The organism is Desulfitobacterium hafniense DCB-2 (genome assembly GCF_000021925.1).
GTDB lineage: Bacteria > Bacillota > Desulfitobacteriia > Desulfitobacteriales > Desulfitobacteriaceae > Desulfitobacterium > Desulfitobacterium hafniense.
On sequence record NC_011830.1, the window covers coordinates 2,768,095 to 2,785,364 of the forward strand.

General features: G+C 46.6%; 20 protein-coding genes. 17 read left to right on the forward strand and 3 right to left on the reverse strand.

Going from position 1 to position 17,270, the window contains the following annotated elements; translation table 11 throughout:
• The first annotated feature begins 4 nt into the window (after positions 1 to 4).
• Both DHAF_RS12705 and DHAF_RS12710 read left to right on the forward strand, forming a co-directional pair.
• Complete coding sequence (locus tag DHAF_RS12705; RefSeq protein WP_005808950.1) at positions 5 to 577, forward strand: DMSO/selenate family reductase complex B subunit; 573 nt, start codon at positions 5 to 7, stop codon at positions 575 to 577.
• A 16-nt stretch (positions 578 to 593) separates the two neighbouring features.
• Positions 594 to 1,421: a dimethyl sulfoxide reductase anchor subunit family protein gene (locus DHAF_RS12710; RefSeq protein WP_005808947.1), complete on the forward strand. Its 828-nt coding sequence runs from the start codon at positions 594 to 596 to the stop codon at positions 1,419 to 1,421.
• Positions 1,422 to 1,501: 80 nt separating this feature from the next.
• Here DHAF_RS12710 and DHAF_RS12715 read toward each other — a convergent pair whose 3' ends face one another.
• On the reverse strand, positions 1,502 to 1,687 hold the full coding sequence (locus DHAF_RS12715) for a ferredoxin (RefSeq protein ID WP_005808945.1): 186 nt from the start codon (positions 1,685 to 1,687) through the stop codon (positions 1,502 to 1,504).
• A 192-nt stretch (positions 1,688 to 1,879) separates the two neighbouring features.
• Here DHAF_RS12715 and DHAF_RS12720 point away from each other — a divergent pair, with 192 nt between their 5' ends.
• The 10 genes from DHAF_RS12720 to DHAF_RS12765 all read left to right on the forward strand — a co-directional run bounded on the left by DHAF_RS12720 (position 1,880) and on the right by DHAF_RS12765 (position 10,685).
• Positions 1,880 to 2,500 (forward strand): cobalamin B12-binding domain-containing protein, encoded by a 621-nt coding sequence (locus tag DHAF_RS12720; protein ID WP_005808943.1) that lies wholly within the window; start codon positions 1,880 to 1,882, stop codon positions 2,498 to 2,500.
• A gap of 58 nt (positions 2,501 to 2,558) precedes the next feature.
• Positions 2,559 to 3,362 (forward strand): methyltetrahydrofolate cobalamin methyltransferase, encoded by an 804-nt coding sequence (locus DHAF_RS12725; RefSeq protein WP_015944091.1) that lies wholly within the window; start codon positions 2,559 to 2,561, stop codon positions 3,360 to 3,362.
• Positions 3,363 to 3,400: 38 nt separating this feature from the next.
• Positions 3,401 to 4,516 carry a uroporphyrinogen decarboxylase family protein gene (locus DHAF_RS12730; RefSeq protein WP_015944092.1) on the forward strand — a complete coding sequence of 372 codons (1,116 nt, stop codon included), beginning with the start codon at positions 3,401 to 3,403 and terminating at the stop codon, positions 4,514 to 4,516.
• A 68-nt stretch (positions 4,517 to 4,584) separates the two neighbouring features.
• The gene (locus DHAF_RS12735) at positions 4,585 to 5,310 is read left to right on the forward strand and encodes a GntR family transcriptional regulator (RefSeq protein ID WP_015944093.1); all 726 of its coding nucleotides are present in this window, start codon (positions 4,585 to 4,587) and stop codon (positions 5,308 to 5,310) included.
• A 27-nt stretch (positions 5,311 to 5,337) separates the two neighbouring features.
• Positions 5,338 to 5,994, forward strand: coding sequence for a cobalamin B12-binding domain-containing protein (locus DHAF_RS12740; protein WP_015944094.1), 657 nt, complete (start codon positions 5,338 to 5,340; stop codon positions 5,992 to 5,994).
• A gap of 11 nt (positions 5,995 to 6,005) precedes the next feature.
• Positions 6,006 to 6,704, forward strand: a complete 699-nt coding sequence (locus DHAF_RS12745) for a DUF1638 domain-containing protein (RefSeq protein WP_005808932.1) — start codon at positions 6,006 to 6,008, stop codon at positions 6,702 to 6,704.
• A 36-nt stretch (positions 6,705 to 6,740) separates the two neighbouring features.
• A complete protein-coding gene (locus DHAF_RS12750) occupies positions 6,741 to 8,588 on the forward strand; it encodes an ASKHA domain-containing protein (RefSeq protein WP_015944095.1) in 1,848 nt (615 codons plus the stop codon).
• Entirely contained in the window at positions 8,585 to 9,211 is a 627-nt protein-coding gene (locus tag DHAF_RS12755; protein ID WP_015944096.1) for a CobW-like GTP-binding protein, read from the forward strand. Before DHAF_RS12750 ends, DHAF_RS12755 begins: the two co-directional genes overlap by 4 nt.
• Positions 9,204 to 9,692, forward strand: coding sequence for a hypothetical protein (locus tag DHAF_RS12760; RefSeq protein ID WP_015944097.1), 489 nt, complete (start codon positions 9,204 to 9,206; stop codon positions 9,690 to 9,692). The genes DHAF_RS12755 and DHAF_RS12760 overlap by 8 nt, the downstream gene beginning before the upstream one ends.
• A 123-nt stretch (positions 9,693 to 9,815) precedes the next feature.
• On the forward strand, positions 9,816 to 10,685 hold the full coding sequence (locus DHAF_RS12765; RefSeq protein ID WP_015944098.1) for an SDR family oxidoreductase: 870 nt from the start codon (positions 9,816 to 9,818) through the stop codon (positions 10,683 to 10,685).
• 125 nt (positions 10,686 to 10,810) lie between these two features.
• Here the strand turns inward: DHAF_RS12765 and DHAF_RS12770 are convergent, their stop codons facing one another.
• Positions 10,811 to 11,470, reverse strand: a complete 660-nt coding sequence (locus tag DHAF_RS12770) for a SanA/YdcF family protein (protein ID WP_041271965.1) — start codon at positions 11,468 to 11,470, stop codon at positions 10,811 to 10,813.
• Positions 11,471 to 11,804: 334 nt separating this feature from the next.
• Between DHAF_RS12770 and DHAF_RS12775 the strand changes: the two genes are divergently transcribed.
• The gene (locus DHAF_RS12775) at positions 11,805 to 12,179 is read left to right on the forward strand and encodes a CBS domain-containing protein (RefSeq protein ID WP_015944100.1); all 375 of its coding nucleotides are present in this window, start codon (positions 11,805 to 11,807) and stop codon (positions 12,177 to 12,179) included.
• Between the two features lie 7 nt (positions 12,180 to 12,186).
• Here the strand turns inward: DHAF_RS12775 and DHAF_RS12780 are convergent, their stop codons facing one another.
• Positions 12,187 to 13,224, reverse strand: coding sequence for an alpha/beta hydrolase (locus DHAF_RS12780; RefSeq protein ID WP_015944101.1), 1,038 nt, complete (start codon positions 13,222 to 13,224; stop codon positions 12,187 to 12,189).
• Between the two features lie 339 nt (positions 13,225 to 13,563).
• On the opposite strand from DHAF_RS12780, the gene potA reads away from it, so the two are divergent.
• From potA to DHAF_RS12800, 4 genes are read left to right on the forward strand one after another with little or no spacing between them, the layout of a single operon-like run.
• The gene (potA, locus tag DHAF_RS12785) at positions 13,564 to 14,610 is read left to right on the forward strand and encodes a spermidine/putrescine ABC transporter ATP-binding protein (RefSeq protein ID WP_015944102.1); all 1,047 of its coding nucleotides are present in this window, start codon (positions 13,564 to 13,566) and stop codon (positions 14,608 to 14,610) included.
• Entirely contained in the window at positions 14,607 to 15,431 is an 825-nt protein-coding gene (locus tag DHAF_RS12790) for an ABC transporter permease (RefSeq protein WP_005808911.1), read from the forward strand. The genes potA and DHAF_RS12790 overlap by 4 nt, the downstream gene beginning before the upstream one ends.
• Positions 15,428 to 16,219 (forward strand): ABC transporter permease, encoded by a 792-nt coding sequence (locus DHAF_RS12795; RefSeq protein WP_015944103.1) that lies wholly within the window; start codon positions 15,428 to 15,430, stop codon positions 16,217 to 16,219. Before DHAF_RS12790 ends, DHAF_RS12795 begins: the two co-directional genes overlap by 4 nt.
• Entirely contained in the window at positions 16,216 to 17,265 is a 1,050-nt protein-coding gene (locus tag DHAF_RS12800; RefSeq protein ID WP_005808907.1) for an ABC transporter substrate-binding protein, read from the forward strand. Before DHAF_RS12795 ends, DHAF_RS12800 begins: the two co-directional genes overlap by 4 nt.
• The last annotated feature ends 5 nt before the right edge of the window (positions 17,266 to 17,270 follow it).

Below are 17,270 nucleotides of genomic sequence, written 5' to 3' on the forward strand. Positions count from 1 at the left end.
GGGGATGGCAAATCAATACGGTTTTTATGTAGATCAGCACAATTGCATTGGCTGTTTTACCTGTCAGATTGCCTGTAAGGATAAAAATGATTTGGCAGACGGCTTGCGCTGGAGAAAGGTTCATGAATTTACCGGCGGCTCCTGCATCGAAGAAAACGGCGTATTCAAAAGCAATGTCTTTGCTTACTGGCTCTCTCTGGGCTGCAATCATTGTGAACATCCTAAATGTGCGGAGAATTGTCCCACCGGCGCCATGTACAAACGGGAGGAAGATGGTATCGTCTTGGTGGATCAGGATAAGTGCATAGGCTGCGGTTACTGTACCTGGTCCTGCCCTTATGAAGTGCCCCAGGTTGCCGGAAAGACAGCATCCAAATGCAACTTCTGCATTGATCTGCAAAAGGAAGGAAAAAATCCGGCCTGTGTCGATGCTTGCATTATGCGGGTATTGAAATTCGGCCCCCTTGATGAACTGCGAGCTGAATATGGAGAAATTGCTCAGGTCAAAGGGTTGCCCAGTGCCGATATCACCAAACCTTCCTTGGTTATTACGCCCCATAAGGCTGCAATAAAGTAGAAGGGAGAGCTTCACCATGAAAGAAATGCCATTGATCATCTTTACCCTGAGTATGCAAGCGGCTGTGGGAGCAGTCCTGTGGGCAATATTTCTCCGGCTTCGGGACAAAGAAGCCTCCGCTTATCAGACCAATACCTTATGTGCATTAATCCTGAGTGCAGTGGGCATCATCGCTTCGCTGCTTCACTTAGGGAAACCTTTCTTAGCCCTGACCAGTATGTCCAATTTCATGGGGTCCTGGCTGAGCAGGGAGATTTTCTTCAGCGGCGGCTTCTTTGTACTGCTGGCGGTCTTTTGGTGGCTGGAACGGTCCCATAAAGCCCATTCCCTTAAAGAAACAGCCGGGTATTTAGCCTGCTTATCAGGTTTGGCCGCCGTATTCGCCATGGCTAAACTTTATATGGAGACGATCATCCCGGCCTGGCAAAGTGCCAACACCTTGGTTGATTTTTATGCTACCACCCTGGTTCTGGGGGCCATCGTCTTCTATGTGTCCAGCGGACAAAAAGGCAGGGAAAAGCTCCCCAGGCTTGAGCTTTTCGTTCTCGGCATCGTCCTGGTGCAAATCGCTTTTCTTCCCAACTATGTTGCCGGCTTAGGGGCAATGGCAGGGGCCGGCCAGGAAAGTGCCGCCTTGCTGGCCGGTGGTTACAGCGCTGCCGTTTTCCTGCGTTGGCTGCTGATGTTGGGCGGGGTTTTCCTTTTCCTTATTTCACGCACAGGAAAATTCATCAATCAAAAGGGCTTTTTATATACAGCGGTGGGGATCTTAATCGTCGGAGAAATTATGGGGAGGTATCTTTTCTATACCTCCGGCATTCCCATTGGCTTAGGCATACTCTAAACATCCGGATTGATTAAAATACAAAGGCTTAGAAATGATTGTTCATTTCTAAGCCTTTGTCATGTGGAATCCTTCTTATTTTATTCCAAAATGATGACATTAACAGGACACATATCGGCAGCTTCCTTGGCACTCTCTTCCAGTTCCGCTGGAACAGGATTAACATAAGCCTCAGCCAGTCCGTCATCATTCATCCGAAAGATCTCCGGGCATACAGCTTCGCAGGAGCCACAACCAATGCAGTCAGATTCTACAGTTGCATACATGATAATTCCCCTCCCTTTCTATGTACTTGCCTACATTGTAACAGAATAGTGCAGAATTTGGCAGTATTTTTTTCTTGAAGAATTTTGTCGTTTTGAAGGATATTAATTGTCTTTACAATTGCGAAGATTTGGTTTACTCTTGGAATAGAAGTATACTAGTATATACAACTATACTAAAAGGAGGTCTTTATTTTGAGCGGTGAATTAGCGAAAAAACTGGGAGCACTGGATGAGGATGCCGTCTTGGCGGGAGTACAGGCGTTAAAGGAACAAGGCGTTCCTGGGCTGGATATCATTCAGGAGCTGCAGGAAGGCATGCAGGCGGTTGGTCAAAAGTATGAAGCGAAAGAGTATTTTCTCTCTGAATTGATTATGTCGGCTGAAATTTTCAATGAAGCGATCAGTGCACTGGGTGATTTATCCGGAACAGAGCAATCTCATTTAGGAAATTTCGTCTTGGGCACAATCTATGGCGATATCCACGACATCGGGAAAAACATTGTCAGCACGGTTTTAAAATGCAATGGCTTTAACGTGATTGATCTTGGCGTTGATGTACCTACTGAAAAATTTATCGAAGGGATCAAAGAATATAAGCCAAAGGTCATCGGGTTCTCCTGTTTGCTTACGACTGCCTTTGATAATATAAAGGCGGCCATCGAAGAGATTGAAAAAGCCGGCCTCAGGAATGAGCTGAGAATTCTTATCGGCGGCGGTCCTGTTGACCAATCGGTATGTGATTATGTAAAGGCGGATGCGGTCTGCAGGAGTGCTCAGGAAGCAGTGGAAGTCGCTCAAAAATTCTCAGCTTAAAATCAGCCTGGAATCAGCCATTCTATAGTGCATGGTGATCAGAAGAGGAGGCACTGGGATGCTCATTGTCGGAGAATTGATCAATACCAGTCGTACAGAAATCAAAACTGCTGTCTTAAACAGGGATGCCGAAACCATTCAGCAGGTGGCTAAGGCCCAAGAGGCAGCTGGAGCAACCTACCTTGATGTGAATTGCGGAAATTTAGTGGAACAGGAAATCGCCGCTATGGGCTGGCTTGTGGATACTATTCAGGAGGTATCGGCCTTACCCTTGAGTATCGACAGCCCCAACCCCGCAGCTTTAAGTGAAGGTCTGCAAAGAGCCCGGCATGGACAGCCCATGATCAACTCAATTTCCAATGAAACTGCCCGCTGGCAGGCTGTATTGCCCCTGGTTTTGGAATACAGGACCAAGATCATTGCCCTCTGCATTGAAGATTCAGGAATGCCGAAAGGGCTGGAAGATCGGTTGAGAATTGCCGATAGTGTTATTAATCGGCTTGTTCAGGCTGGAGTGCCCCTGGAAGCTATTTATATAGACCCCTTGGTGACTCCTATAAGCACGGATCAAAAAACCGGCAAAATACTTTTAAAGGTTATTCGAACTATTATGGAGGGTTATCCAGGCGTTCACACCATTTGTGGATTAAGCAATATCTCTTATGGATTACCTGCCCGCAAAGTTCTCAATCGTCTCTTCATGGTCCAAACCATGAGTGCGGGTATGGATAGTTATATTCTTAATCCTACGGACAAAGGAATGTTAGGCTCACTGAAAGGCTCAATGGCCTTGCTTGGACTGGATAGGCATTGCCGGGCCTACAATAACGCCTATCGGGAAGGGTTATATGATCACGCCTAGGTTACTCAGGAAAGAAGTAAAAGTTAGGAGTGAAACTCATGTCAAACAGTCAGTTATATAAGGAACGGAAAGAAAGAATAGCGAAAGCCGTGGCTCTCGGGAAAACGGATCGGACTCCTGTGGTGCTCGAATTTGCAGCCTTTGCAGCCCGGGCTCAAACTATGTCGGTGGCTGAATTTATAAGCAGCAGCTTAGTTTCGGCCGAAGCCATGATTAAAACTGTGGAAAAAGTCGGCGGGGCGGACGGTGTCGATTATGGAAGCTACTTTAAATATGGGCTGGAAATGGCCTGGCTAAGTAAGATCAAACGGCCGGGAGAGGAACTCCCGGAAAATGAGTTGTGGCAGGTCGTTGAGGCCGAATTGATGAAGCAGAGTGACTATGATCGGATTGTTGAAGAAGGCTGGCCCAACTGGCTGATGTCCTATGTAACAGAACACTTTGGTCCTGAATTGCTCCCGCAAATTATGGCTGATGGACAAAATGCCTCCAAGGTGGCCGAGATGTGGAAAGAAGCCGGTATTCCTACCTTGACAGGCGGTGGGGGTGTAACAACAATCCCCTATGAAATGTTCTGTGGCGGCCGTTCATTTTCTAAATTTGTGCGGGATATGTTTAAAATACCGGACAAGGTGCAGGCTGCCATGGATGCCGCTTTACCTTTCATGGCTCCTCAAAGTATAGCAGGGTCTAAACAACTGGGTTCAGAGTATCTCTGGCTGGGGGGCTGGCGGGCAGCCAGTGAAATGCTGTCTCAGGCCCAATGGGATCGCTTTGTTTTCCCGTATTATGAGAAACTGATTTATGAAATCCTTGACGCCGGAATTACCCCTATTCTTCACTTTGATTCTGATTGGACCCGGGACTTGGCGCGCTTCAAAGATTTCCCGAAGGGAAAAATCATTCTGGAGCTTGATGGCATGACCGATATCTATAAGGCCAAAGAAATATTGGGAGATACCATGTGTATTATGGGTGATGTACCCGCGGCCCTGCTTACCCTGGGAACGCCGGATGCTGTTCATAACTACTGCCGGAAATTGATCGAAGAAATAGGTCCCACAGGGTTTATCCTCCACCCAGGCTGTGATATTCCTATTGATGCCAAAATAGAAAATGTTCAAGCCATGGTGGCGTCTGTAACCTCTAAATAATTGATGATACAATAGACAAAGGCAGACTGCTGCCTTTGTCTATCATTACCTAAAGGGAGAAGGCTGTTATGAAGACTCGAGAATCCTTTGTACCGGTTTATTTTCAACTTGCTGAAGACTTAAAAGAAAAGATCCTGGCCGGCGAACTTAAGCCGGGTGATGCTTTGCCTTCAGAGACTCAACTGGGTGAGCAATACGGAATCAGTAAAATGACCGTGCGCAATGGCCTGAGGCTCTTAGCTCAGGAAGGGCTGATTGAATCCTTCCGCGGTAAGGGGAGCTTTGTTGCTCACCCGAATCTCAGTGAGCTCATTCTTAATCTTGCCGAACACGGATCGGAAAACCCGCAAGACTATGATTCTAGATTGCTCGCTATCAATGTTATAGCAGCGGAAGATGGGGTCGCGTTACGCCTTCAGATTAAACCCGGAACCAAACTTATTCAATTTCGCAGGCTGCTCCTTATTGAGGGGGAACCGGTGGCGGTGGAGAATCGTTATCTGACCTATCAGCGGGGGCAGCCCCTGGTGGAACAGGAAATTAAGTATGCTGATTTTCCTGAAGCTGTTGCCAGGCATACAGGAATCATCACCGAAGGCAATCAGGTCACCATTTCCGCCGTATCTTTGCACCAGGCTGAGGCCGAGCTGTTAGAAGCATCTTCCGGAATTCCCGCCTTGAAAGTTGAACAATTGGTTTATGGAAGACAAAATACACCCTTAGGATTATCCATTATGATCTGTCATGGCGAAAAATATCATCTGATCGCTTCCACACGGAGTTTTTTTGGCTAAGAAGGACTTCATGTTAGAGGGGAAGGAATGCGTATGGTTGAAAGCATGCTGGTGGCCGCGGTAACCCGTCTCGATGTGGATAAAGTGTTAGCTCTGGCGGTGTCGGAAATACAAAGCGGCAAAGACTCCATAGAAATTATTGAAGAGACGCGCCAGGGAATGACCCAAGTCGGTCATTTATACGACCAGGGAAAGTACTTCCTGGCGGATCTTATGATGTCTGCAGAGATCTTTAAGGATGTCATCAGCCTGGTGTCAGACCAGACTAATGCCATCGCTGTAATCGAACCCTCGGCGACGATTTTGTTCGGAACCGTCAAAAAAGATATCCATGATATAGGCAAGAATTTAATGATTAGCTTGCTTCGCTTTAATGGGCACAAGGTCATTGACCTGGGCGTGGATGTGGCTCCGGAAAGATTTGCCGAAGGATGTATTGAACACAGGGCCTCCATCGTCTGTTTATCGGGACTGATCACCCAATCCTATGATTCAATGCGCCTGACCGTTCAAGCTCTTGAGAAAATGGGACTAAGACCGGGGGTAAAGGTGGTCATTGGCGGTTTAGTTAATGAACAGGTCAGACAGTATACCAAGGCAGATTATTGGGTTAAAGATTGCTCAGAAGGAGTAAAACTCTGCTCCTCTCTCTTCAATCTGAAAACACATCAAGAAATATCCTGAAGGTGAATTGTATGAAGACTGTAATCATCGCTTGCCATACCCTTAAGGATGAACTTAACAGCGCGATTCAAGAGGCTGACTGCCCATTCCCTGTGCTATGGATAGAATCGGGGCTGCATCTTTACACAGATACCTTAAATAAGCGCCTCCAGCAGGAGTTGGCCAGAATCACCAATGTGGACCGTATTCTCCTGGCCTTTGGGTATTGCGGCAACTCTTTACTGGGGCTGACTTCCCCTCATGCCCAGCTGGTCTTTCCCTGTGTTGATGATTGCATCAGTCTTCTCCTGGGTTCTCAGCACGCCAGGAAGAAAATATCGGAAGAAATGGGCACCTATTATCTCACCAAAGGGTGGCTGGAATTCGAAAGCAACATCTGGCAGGAATACCAGTATGCTGTGAAACGCTATGGCAAGGAAAAGGCGGAGCGCCTGTTCAGACAAATCCTTAATCATTATCACCGGTTGGCCGTAATTGATACAGGGGCCTATGAGATAGCCGACTTCCTCGAACTTACGGAAAAGATAGCCGCTACCTTGAAACTAAGCCATCAGATCATACCAGGCTCCACAAGCTACCTCAAGAAATTGCTCACAGGTCCTTGGGATGATGAGTTTGTCATTGTTCCTCCCGGGGAAATCGTTACTTTAACCCATTTATGCCATGACACTAATGAACCCCTTTGGCAAATTATCGGTATGTCCCAGTAGAGGATAACTAACCAGAGATTGAGCGAGGTTTATTCAATGGGTAAAGAAATAACCTCCCGAATCATCATTGGGGGTCAAAACCCCATTGCTGTTAAAAACAGGGCCTGGACCCTTATGGATATCTTAACGGATGCAGGTGTGTTTTTAGAGTCGGTCTGCGGCGGCCAAGGAACCTGCGGCAAATGCAAGGTCCGGGTTCTGAGCGGACAGGTGACGGATGGGCAGGGAAATCCTGCTGAACCTGAAAATGATGGCTCGTACTTAGCCTGCCGGGTTTATCCATTAGGTCAAGTCGTATTGGCTGACATCACCCAAAGAGGAGTCACGGCGAAAGGGGAAATCGGGAGAATCCATATTTCCCTTGAGGATAGGGCTCCAGTACTCAGCAAGTCGGTGGTGCGACCGACCTATCCGACTTTAGCGCAAAACTACTCGCTGCAGGAAATGATCAGCAACGTTAATGAGCTGCAATCGCAAGAGAAGCAGGATTTACATATCACCGCATTACGGGATATGGCTTTGTTGGCCCAGACCAAGACAGAGAGCTATACTTTGATTCACTTGGGCGATCATGTGACAGCTGTGGAAGGAGGAGATACTTCCTCAGTTCTTTACGGAGTAGCTTTCGATATCGGAAGTACTACAGTGGCTGGAATGCTTATGGACATGAATAGGGGGGAGGCGGTTGCTGCCGCAGCCGAAACCAATCCTCAGTCAGCCTATGGTGCCGATGTCATCTCCCGCATTAAAGCGGCGGAGAAGCCGGAAGGATTAAAACAACTTTCTGATCTGATTCGCCATTGTCTAAGTACCCTGATCCGCAGGCTTTGCTCCATAAGCGGGATAAGGGTACAGGATATTTATCTGGTGACCGTCGTGGGAAATTCAACCATGGAACACCTTCTGATGGGGATCTCACCTACCAGCCTGACTATCCCTCCCTATGTGCAAGCCTTTAAATCACTGTCACCTTTTCCACCCCAGGAACTTTCCCTGGATATTCACCCGGGGGGACGGGTGATTCTTATCCCCAATATTGCCAGTTTTGTGGGTGCAGATACCACAGCAGCTATCTTGGCTATGGATCAGGATCTGACTCCCAAGCTCACCTTATTGATCGATTTAGGAACGAACGGAGAGATTGTTCTCGGCAATCGGGAGCGAATGATTGTTACCTCTACAGCTGCCGGCCCCGCTTTTGAAGGCGCCCAGCTTTCCTGCGGTATGAGGGCCACGGATGGAGCCATCGATGATATCAGCATCCAAGAGGATGTCCTGATCCGAACGATTAACGCTCAGAAGCCTGCCGGAATATGTGGATCGGGAATCATTAAAGCTCTCGCCGAAATGGTGCGCAGGGGGATCATCACCTCTTCAGGGCGATTTGCGGAGAACAGTCAAATGGCGCAGCTCTCTCCTGAGCTCCGGTCCAGAATAAGGGAGAAGGAGGGGCAGCGGGAATTTGTACTGGCCTTTGCCGAGGAAAGCGCCAACGGTTCGGATATTGTCATTACCCAAGGGGATGTGCGGGAGCTTCAACTGGTTAAGTCCTCGATTTGCACAGGATCGCAAATCTTAATGCAGACCTTGGGCGTCAACCCAGAAGACATTGAACAGGTTTTTATCGCCGGTGCTTTCGGCAGTTTTGTGGATTTGGACAGCGCCTTGGCTATTGGCTTAATCCCTATACAAGAACGAAACAGAATCCGCTCCGTGGGCAATGCGGCGGGAGAAGGGGCTGCCAAGGCTTTGCTTTCACACAAGCACATTCAACGCTGCCAGGCCATTGCCGAGAAAGCAGAGTTTGTCGAGTTGGCTAATCATCCCCAGTTTCAAAAGAGCTTTATTAATAATCTGGCATTTCCAAAAGGAGGTATAACATGAACGTTTTACTCTTTGGCGGCTTTTTGGGCGCGGGTAAGACCTCCTTGATTCTCTCTGCGGCCAAGTTCCTGGTGGAGAATAATCTAACCGCCCAAGCAACCAACCCGGCCAAACCCTCTTTAATTATTATCGAGAATGAAGTGGGTGAGACAGGGATTGATGATAAAATCCTCAAAGCCAATGGGCTGATGGTTCGGGAGCTTTTCTCCGGTTGTATTTGCTGCACATTGACCTCTGAACTGACTGTGACTTTAAATGAGCTTTATGAAACCTATGATCCCCAGTGGGTGATCGTGGAGGCCACGGGAATGACTTATCCCCATCGAATCGCGGAAACCATTCACACCTATGGCAAGGGAGTCGAAAACCTGAAGATCATGATCGTCGCCGATGCTGAACGTTGGGAAGAACTGATGGAGATCGTCCCCGGGCTTGTTGAAGGTCAGATCGCTAAGGCGGATCTGATTTTTCTCAATAAGATCGACTGTATGCACCATGAGGCCTTGGCCGAAATAGAAAAAAGCCTGCATCATCTTAATCCTGCAGCGCAAATTCATTGTGTATCAGCTTTTAGGGGAATTAACCCGGAAATCTGGCGTGAGGCGGTGTGGAGAAATGAGTGAGCACAAGCATGAGCAGCACCGGCATGGTCATGCTTGTGAATGCGAAAGTTGTCATGGGTCTGAACACCGGCACGAAAACACGCTGCCAAAGGTTCATGCTGCCCTTAATGAAGAACCTGAGATTTTCTCGGAAAGCTATGAATTAACCTTTAAGCAGGAAAGCAGCACCCTCCCTGTACAAGAAGCTCTGCTCCACTGGGGCGGTGAGATCCTCCGCTGGGTGAAGAACAAACATGGTTTTGTAGGGCATATCAAAGGTTTCAGCGAAGGAACAGAGCATTTTTGGTTTTCTTCTACGGGAAAAGCCATCAATATAAAATCATCTTCCGGCTGGAGTGAGGGGATGGACAAAAAGTTCACCATCAACGCTACCGCCATAATATTCGGTACTCCTAAAAAAGAGCTTGCTGAATACGCAAGGCAGTGTTTAGAACTCTCCATCGCAACTAAATGTCCGGATTCAACACTGGTCAGGAAATAACCGGAGAATAAACCTAAGTCTTGATTACAGCCATTTCTGGGGAATTGATATCACCCTTACAGGGCAACATTATAATAGTTTTGTAGTTTTTGTTGTCCCTGAACAAGCGAAGGAGTGATAGCAATGAGTGAAACCAAAATTCCTCAACCCACTTTTCCTGCCCAGCACCAGGATAAGCAGCCCGGACTGGAAACCTTAATGAATCCCAGCCCCATCTTCGAGGACCTGAACTATCGGCCCAGCGGCAAGTTACAGGGCAAAGTCGCCTTGATCAGCGGCGGAGACAGTGGCATCGGGAAAGCGGTAGCCATTCTCTATGCCAAGGAAGGTGCCGATATTGCCATCGTTTATCTTGATGAACAGGTTGATGCCCAGGCAACCAAGGAGAGAATTGAGCAGCTGGGGAGACGCTGCCTGCTGATCCCAGGGGATATTGGCGAGGAAAATTTCAGCAATCAAGCTGTGCAAAAAACCTTGGATACCTTGGGAGGATTGGATATCCTCGTGAACAATGCAGCGGAACAGCACCCCCAGAATTCTCTTCTCGATATTACTGCTCAACAAATTGAGCAAACCTTTCGCACCAATATTTTCGGCATGCTGTATCTGACCAAGGCAGCACTTCCTCATCTCAGATACGGCTCCGTGATTATCAATACAGCTTCGATTACAGCTTATAAAGGGGATGCCAAACTTATCGACTATTCCGCATCCAAAGGAGCAGTCGTGGCTTTCACACGTTCTCTTTCCGAATCACTGATCAAACAGGGCATCCGTGTCAACGGCGTAGCACCCGGCCCCATCTGGACGCCGCTGATTCCGGCATCTTTCGACGCCAATGAGGTTTCCACCTTTGGCAGCACTACTCCCATGCAGCGGGCCGGACAGCCGGTGGAATTGGCTCCGGCCTATTTGTTCCTTGCTTGCGAGGGTTCTGCCTATATGTCGGGGCAGATGCTCCATGTTAATGGAGGGACGATAGTCAACGGGTGATGATCAAGGTAATTCACGATCCTATAAGTCACATATTAGGGAGAAGTCTTCGACACTCTTCGTCTTTACGAAGGGTGTTTTTGTTATTTACAGAGGATCAACATGATGAGAGATGAGGAACCGCCTTATCGATCATTTGTTAACTGACCATTTGACCAAACGGGAATAGGCTCGCCTAAGAAGGTTGGTTCAGGCTTAACCAAAGCATAAAGAAAGTCCTTATTCCGAGCGGCGACTTCACGAAGTTTATAATAATTTATGCCAAGGTAATATCGTTTATCAGCGATAACACCGTACGATTCGATCCCCATCTTGCGGGAATCAAAGATTGCCCGGTATAAGTGATAATCCTGAGTGACGACGATTAGGCTTTGAACCTGAAAGATTTCCTTTGCTCGATACATACTTTCATAGGTCGAAAACCCGGCGTGATCCATAAAGATATGCTCATCAGGAACCCCTTTGGCCATTAAATAATCCTTCATACCATTAACTTCGTCATATTCTTTTCGACCGTGATCACCACTCACGATAATTTTTGTGTCTGGGTTTTTAGTATAAACTTCATAGGCTGTTTCCAAGCGATCTCCCAGCATATCAGAGGGTTTTCCTGTGTTTGGATTAAAGTAAGCCCCCAGCACTAAAATGGCATCGGTTTGGGGTAAAGGTTTATCCATCGTAACTATATACTTTGCGCTAAAGGAATGAACATAAAAATTTATGCTAAGAACAGAGAGTCCTCCAACGAGAAAAACGATAACCAGTAATTGTAGTAGTCTGATCACTTTAGTTTTAATTTTAAGTCTCTCCTTCCTGAAGAAGCTCTGCAGTTCTAGCGATATTAACCCTTTTCATTTTAAGTGAAAGAGGAGGAAAAGAAAATAGGCAGTGCTTTAAGATAGCACATGGAGTGTTGCGCTCAACTTTTTGATAGGTCTTCAATAGACCACACTTTGCCAACCTAAGACAGATTGGTGAAATAAGTGAATTATGGGAGTGAGTTATAAAGGGTAACTAAAGTGGAGCGTCTAAGAGAAATATGCTATTCGTCGACTGATCCTTGAAGGTAAACAAAGTCATGTGTTGAATATAACTGATATTAAGGAGGCGATGGGCATAATGAGAATCGGAGCAGTCATGGAAAAGGAATTTGTTACGGTCAGGGAAACAGACCCGATTGAAAATGTGTTGAAAATAATGACCGAAAAGAAAGTAAATGGGTTGCCTGTGGTTAACGAGCATAACCTGCTGATCGGCATGGTCGTCAAAGCGGATATTTTCCGCTTTATGATTCAGCCTGGTCATATTGAATCTTGTCCTGTGGATTGGGTTATGGCTAAAGATGTGGTTTCAGTTCATCCGGATGAGAGTGTACGGGAAGCTGCCGACAAGCTCTTAAGCAATCATATCGTTGCTATGCCGGTTGTTGAAAATAGCAAAGTGGTAGGTGTCGTTAGCGTTGAAGACCTGCTGAGATATTACTCCCATAGGTGAGCATGCTTTAATGCCCCATAAACAAGCCGATGAAATCTTCAACAATCGCTTCATAAGCAGGCCGATCTGTGTAAAACGCCATGCCATGAACGGCGTTCTCAGCCAAATAGAGCTTCTTTTCCGCTTTACAGGCATCATAGAGCTGCAGGGCCATTTCTACAGGTACAAAATCATCCAGAGCCCCGTGAATGAACAACATTGGAGTTTGGTTTTTTTCCACCTGCCTTAAAGACGAAGCTTCAGAAAAATTATAGCCTGCCTTAATATCCGTGAACAGACTCACAGCCGGAAGCAAAGGAAAAGCAGGAAGATTGTACATGCGTTTAAGCTGGTAAGCAAGTTCATCTTGAACTGAGGTATAGCCACTGTCTTCCACGATGACTTTCACTTGTTCAGGCAGGCTCTCACCGCTGACCATCATCACAGTGGCTCCGCCCATGGAAAGACCATGTAAGGTGATTTGAGCATCAGGCCCCACCTTCTCCGTGGTTTCCTGAATCCAGAGCAGATAATCCTTGCGATCCGGCCAGCCAAACCCGATAAAGTCCCCTTCACTGGTGCCATAGCCTCTGGCATCGGGAAGCAAGACGTTATAACCCAGCTTTTCTGAATAGAATTTGGCGAATTCCCCCATTTCCAGTGCCTGGCTTCTGTAGCCATGGGCTATAATAACTGTTCTGGTAGTCGGTATCCTGGCTGGAATATAATAGCCCGCCAGCCTAAACCCATCTTCGGAGGTAACCGTCCAGAACTCATAAGGCTGACTTTCAACCCAGCTTGGAGGAGTCTGCTCAGTCGGGGAGAAATCCCCAGAATCAGCAAGCTCGGTGGAAGCAGGGCTGATAGCCATTGCCATCACAGGGAAGGTTTGCACCTCATTGCTTTCCATAGATATGGACGTCAATCTTGTGTTTTGGGACCAAGGGTCATTGGGTTTTCGTTCAATGACCATATGATAGAAATAAAAACTGAATGATGCCAGGCTCAAAAAAATAAGTGCAGTGATAATAGCAAGTTTGATAGCAATCCTTTTTACAGTCATCATTCATCCCTTCCTTGTCCCTATTTTAACAACAAACAATCTTGTATTTCAATGGAAGTTGTAGGCAGGCGGTGCCTGGTGTCAGCTTATGTCTAAGACACAGCTGCTGTGATTGCATCCCGTGAAGATATTTCTTGCTACTGAATCGTTGTATTGGAACCGTTTACAAGTCTCCGGGCTGTAAACGGTTCTTTGCTGAGGGAATAAGAGAATTGCCGATATATTTTTTATTTTTTCCTGAAGAATTCTTGACGATATTCTGTTAAAATGTAAAATAGACATTGTTATGTTTTTAATAACTGCCGGTTTTCGACAACCGGCTTTGGTTTGAGGAGGTCTGGCATGAGCGAAGAGATCATCAGGCTTGTCAACGTGACGAAAGAGTATGACGGGGTACAAGTCCTGGATAACATAAATTTATATATTTTGCGCAATGAGTTTATAACCCTTCTTGGACCGAGCGGTTGCGGAAAAACCACAACCCTTCGAATCATTGGAGGGTTTGAAAATGTTACCGGTGGGGATATCCTCTTTGAGGGCAAAAAGATCAATGATGTTCCGCCTTATAAGCGAAAAGTCAATACGGTCTTTCAACAGTATGCCTTGTTTCCCCATATGAATGTTTTCGAGAATATTGCCTTTGGTCTGCGGATTAAGAAGGTTGATAATAAGGCCATTTACGCGAAGGTGCTCCAGGTTATGGAGCTGATGAACCTTAAAGGCTTTGAAAAAAGGAATATTGATTCCTTAAGCGGCGGACAACGGCAAAGGGTAGCCATTGCCAGAGCCATCGTCAATGAACCGGAGGTTCTGCTATTGGATGAGCCTCTGGCCGCTTTGGATTTAAAATTGCGCAAAGAAATGCAGCTGGAGCTGAAACGAATTCAGCAGCGCCTGGGGATCACCTTTATCTTTGTCACCCATGATCAGGAAGAAGCCCTGACCATGTCCGACACCGTGGTGGTGATGAATGAAGGGAAAATCCAGCAGATTGGCTCTCCCATCGATATTTATAATGAACCGAAGAATGTTTTCGTGGCCGACTTTATCGGGGAAAGCAATATCTTGGACGGGGTCATGCTCCAGGACTTCCTGGTCCATTTCCACGGCCGCCGGTTTGACTGCCTGGATAAGGGGTTTAGCGCCAACGAAGGGGTGGATGTGGTCATCCGTCCCGAAGATTTGAAGCTGGTAGCGGCGGAGGAAGGGATGCTCACCGGCGAGGTTCAATCCGTAGTCTTTAAGGGTGTTCATTATGAAATGATGATTCAGAGCAGCGAGTTTTGCTGGATGGTGCACAGCACACAGATGGAAGAAGTGGGGAATGAGGTTGGACTCAAGATCCTGCCCAATGATATTCACATTATGAAGAAGGTGAAAGGTGATTGAAAAAAAAATTACTGACCGCTCCCTATCTGTTGTGGATGCTGATCTTCACCATTGTCCCGCTGATTTTGGTGGTTTATTTCAGTCTGTTTGAAAGCGGTCCCGAGGGGATTCGCTTTACTGCAGTACATCTGGAAAGAGTTTTTGAACCTATCTATCTTAAGGTTATTTTGCGTTCGATTTGGCTCGCTCTGATCAGCACGGTGTTTTGCTTGCTGCTGGGGTATCCGATGGCGATGATTTTGGCCTCCAAGGGGCTAAAAAGAAGAGACTTTTTAATCGTTCTTTTTGTTTTGCCCATGTGGATGAATTTTCTGGCCCGAACCTACGCCTGGATGACTCTGTTGGAAAATAAGGGCATCATTAATCAGCTTTTGGCCGCCTTGAGCTTGCCGGCTTTAAATATCCTCTACACAGATAAAGCGGTGATCTTGGGCATGGTCTATAATTTTCTTCCCTTTATGGTTTTGCCTATTTATTCCGTCTTACAAAAAATCGACCACTCTCTGATCGAAGCGGCGGAGGACTTAGGGGCTACCCCTTATAAGACTTTCTTTAAAGTGACCTTCCCTTTAAGCCTTTCCGGCGTGGCCTCAGGTATTATCATGGTTTTTATGCCGGCTGTGACGACTTTCGTCATTTCCAGGCTGTTGGGCGGAGGGCAATATATGCTGATCGGTAATTTGATCGAACAGCAATTCCTCACCACCGGAGACTGGGGTTTCGGCTCATCCTTATCCCTGATCCTTATGATCTTCCTGCTCCTGACCATGGGGATTATGTCCAAGACGGACAAAGATCAGGAAGGGGGTAGATTCTGGTGAAATCTTTCTTGATGAAAAGCTATACCTTTCTGATTTTCTTCTTTCTTTATGCCCCCATCCTGATCCTGATGATTTTTTCTTTTAATGATTCCAAGTCCCGGGGGAACTGGGATGGATTTACATTACGGTGGTACATTGAGCTTTTTCAGGATGGTCAGATTGCCTCTGCACTATATTACACTTTAGTGGTAGCCATTCTTGCCTCACTGATCGCTACGCTCATCGGCACCTTGGCGGCTATCGGCATCAATAATATGCATGGATTTCCCAAGGTTATAACCTTAAATGTAACGTACTTGCCGATGCTCAGCCCGGATATTGTCATGGGAATATCCTTGATGCTGCTCTTCATTTTTATTAAGTTCAAGCTGGGGTTTATAACCATGCTCTTCGCTCATATCACCTTTAATTTGCCCTTTGTAATCTTTTCAGTGCTGCCGAAACTGCGCCAGCTCAATGACGATACTTATGCTGCGGCCCTGGATTTGGGAGCGACTCCTTTTGAGGCATATAAAAAGGTCATTCTGCCTCAGATTTCCCCGGGGATCGTCACAGGCTTTCTGCTGGCTTTTACCATGTCTATCGACGATTTTGTCGTGAGCTTCTTCACCACGGGGTCTGGGGTATCCAATCTGGCGATCACCATTTACTCCATGGCCCGTCGGGGAATCAATCCTAAAATTAATGCCTTGCTTACCTTGATGTTTATTTTTATTATGATTATTTTGGTCTTTGTCAATTATCGGATGGCCAAGGATAAATCCAATGAAAAGAGGGAGATGTATTGAAAAAATCGGTACTGAAAAAAGCGGGGGCGGTCGTGCTCCTGGTCGCTATGCTTGTAGGACTTGCCGGCTGCGGCGGATCGGATCAGGCTAAGCTTTATGTCTACAACTGGGGAGACTACATTGATGAATCGGTCCTGGCCGAGTTTGAGAAAACCAATAATGTGGATGTCATCTACGAACAGTTCGCCACCAACGAAGAAATGTATGTTAAGATTAAAGCAGGCACAGCCAAGTATGATGTGGCCATTCCCTCGGATTATATGATCACCAAAATGATCAATGAAGGTTTGCTCCATACCATTGATATGACGGCGATCCCTAATTACGCTAAAATTGATGATCGCTTCAAGAATCTGGCCTTTGACCCTAAGAATGAATACACCGTTCCTTATATGTGGGGCACCGTCGGGATCATTTACAACAAAACCATGGTGGATGGCGTGGTGGACAGCTGGGATGTTTTATGGGATAAGAAATACACCAAGCAGATCCTGATGCTGGACAGCCAACGGGATTCCATTGCCGTGGCCTTGAAAAAACTGGGCTACTCTTTGAACAGCCGGGATGAAAAAGAGCTGGAAGAAGCAAAACAATTGCTGATTGAGCAGAAGCCTTTGCTGATGGCCTATGTAGGGGACGAAGTGAAGGATAAGATGATCGGCAATGAAGCGGCCATGGCTGTGGTTTGGTCGGGGGATGCGGTCTTTATGAAAGGTGAAAATCCTGATCTGGAGTACGTCATTCCTAAAGAAGGCAGCAATATCTGGTATGATGCTATGGTTATCCCTAAAACCAGTCAAAACAAAGAGATGGCGGAGAAGTTTATTGATTTTATGTGCAGCACAGATGTAGCGTTCAAAAATGCTGATTACATCGGTTATTCTACACCTCAAAAAGAAGTCAGGGCCATGCTTCCTGATGATTTGACTTCTGACCCGGCCTATTATCCGGCTGAAGGTGAATTAAAAGGTTCAGAAGTTTTTGAAGATCTCTCCGATGTTTTACCAATTTATGATAGAATATGGACAGAGGTAAAATCACAATAAAGCGA

Excerpts from the sequence above, each read along its gene's own strand:
- DHAF_RS12705 (WP_005808950.1), top strand. The coding sequence starts at position 5 with ATGGCAAATCAATACGGTTTTTATGTAGATCAGCACAATTGCATTGGC.
- DHAF_RS12710 (WP_005808947.1), top strand. The coding sequence starts at position 594 with ATGAAAGAAATGCCATTGATCATCTTTACCCTGAGTATGCAAGCGGCT.
- DHAF_RS12715 (WP_005808945.1), bottom strand. The coding sequence starts at position 1,687 with ATGTATGCAACTGTAGAATCTGACTGCATTGGTTGTGGCTCCTGCGAA.
- DHAF_RS12725 (WP_015944091.1), top strand. The coding sequence starts at position 2,559 with ATGCTCATTGTCGGAGAATTGATCAATACCAGTCGTACAGAAATCAAA.
- DHAF_RS12730 (WP_015944092.1), top strand. The coding sequence starts at position 3,401 with ATGTCAAACAGTCAGTTATATAAGGAACGGAAAGAAAGAATAGCGAAA.
- DHAF_RS12735 (WP_015944093.1), top strand. The coding sequence starts at position 4,585 with ATGAAGACTCGAGAATCCTTTGTACCGGTTTATTTTCAACTTGCTGAA.
- DHAF_RS12740 (WP_015944094.1), top strand. The coding sequence starts at position 5,338 with ATGCGTATGGTTGAAAGCATGCTGGTGGCCGCGGTAACCCGTCTCGAT.
- DHAF_RS12745 (WP_005808932.1), top strand. The coding sequence starts at position 6,006 with ATGAAGACTGTAATCATCGCTTGCCATACCCTTAAGGATGAACTTAAC.
- DHAF_RS12750 (WP_015944095.1), top strand. The coding sequence starts at position 6,741 with ATGGGTAAAGAAATAACCTCCCGAATCATCATTGGGGGTCAAAACCCC.
- DHAF_RS12755 (WP_015944096.1), top strand. The coding sequence starts at position 8,585 with ATGAACGTTTTACTCTTTGGCGGCTTTTTGGGCGCGGGTAAGACCTCC.
- DHAF_RS12760 (WP_015944097.1), top strand. The coding sequence starts at position 9,204 with ATGAGTGAGCACAAGCATGAGCAGCACCGGCATGGTCATGCTTGTGAA.
- DHAF_RS12765 (WP_015944098.1), top strand. The coding sequence starts at position 9,816 with ATGAGTGAAACCAAAATTCCTCAACCCACTTTTCCTGCCCAGCACCAG.
- DHAF_RS12775 (WP_015944100.1), top strand. The coding sequence starts at position 11,805 with ATGAGAATCGGAGCAGTCATGGAAAAGGAATTTGTTACGGTCAGGGAA.
- DHAF_RS12780 (WP_015944101.1), bottom strand. The coding sequence starts at position 13,224 with ATGATGACTGTAAAAAGGATTGCTATCAAACTTGCTATTATCACTGCA.
- potA (WP_015944102.1), top strand. The coding sequence starts at position 13,564 with ATGAGCGAAGAGATCATCAGGCTTGTCAACGTGACGAAAGAGTATGAC.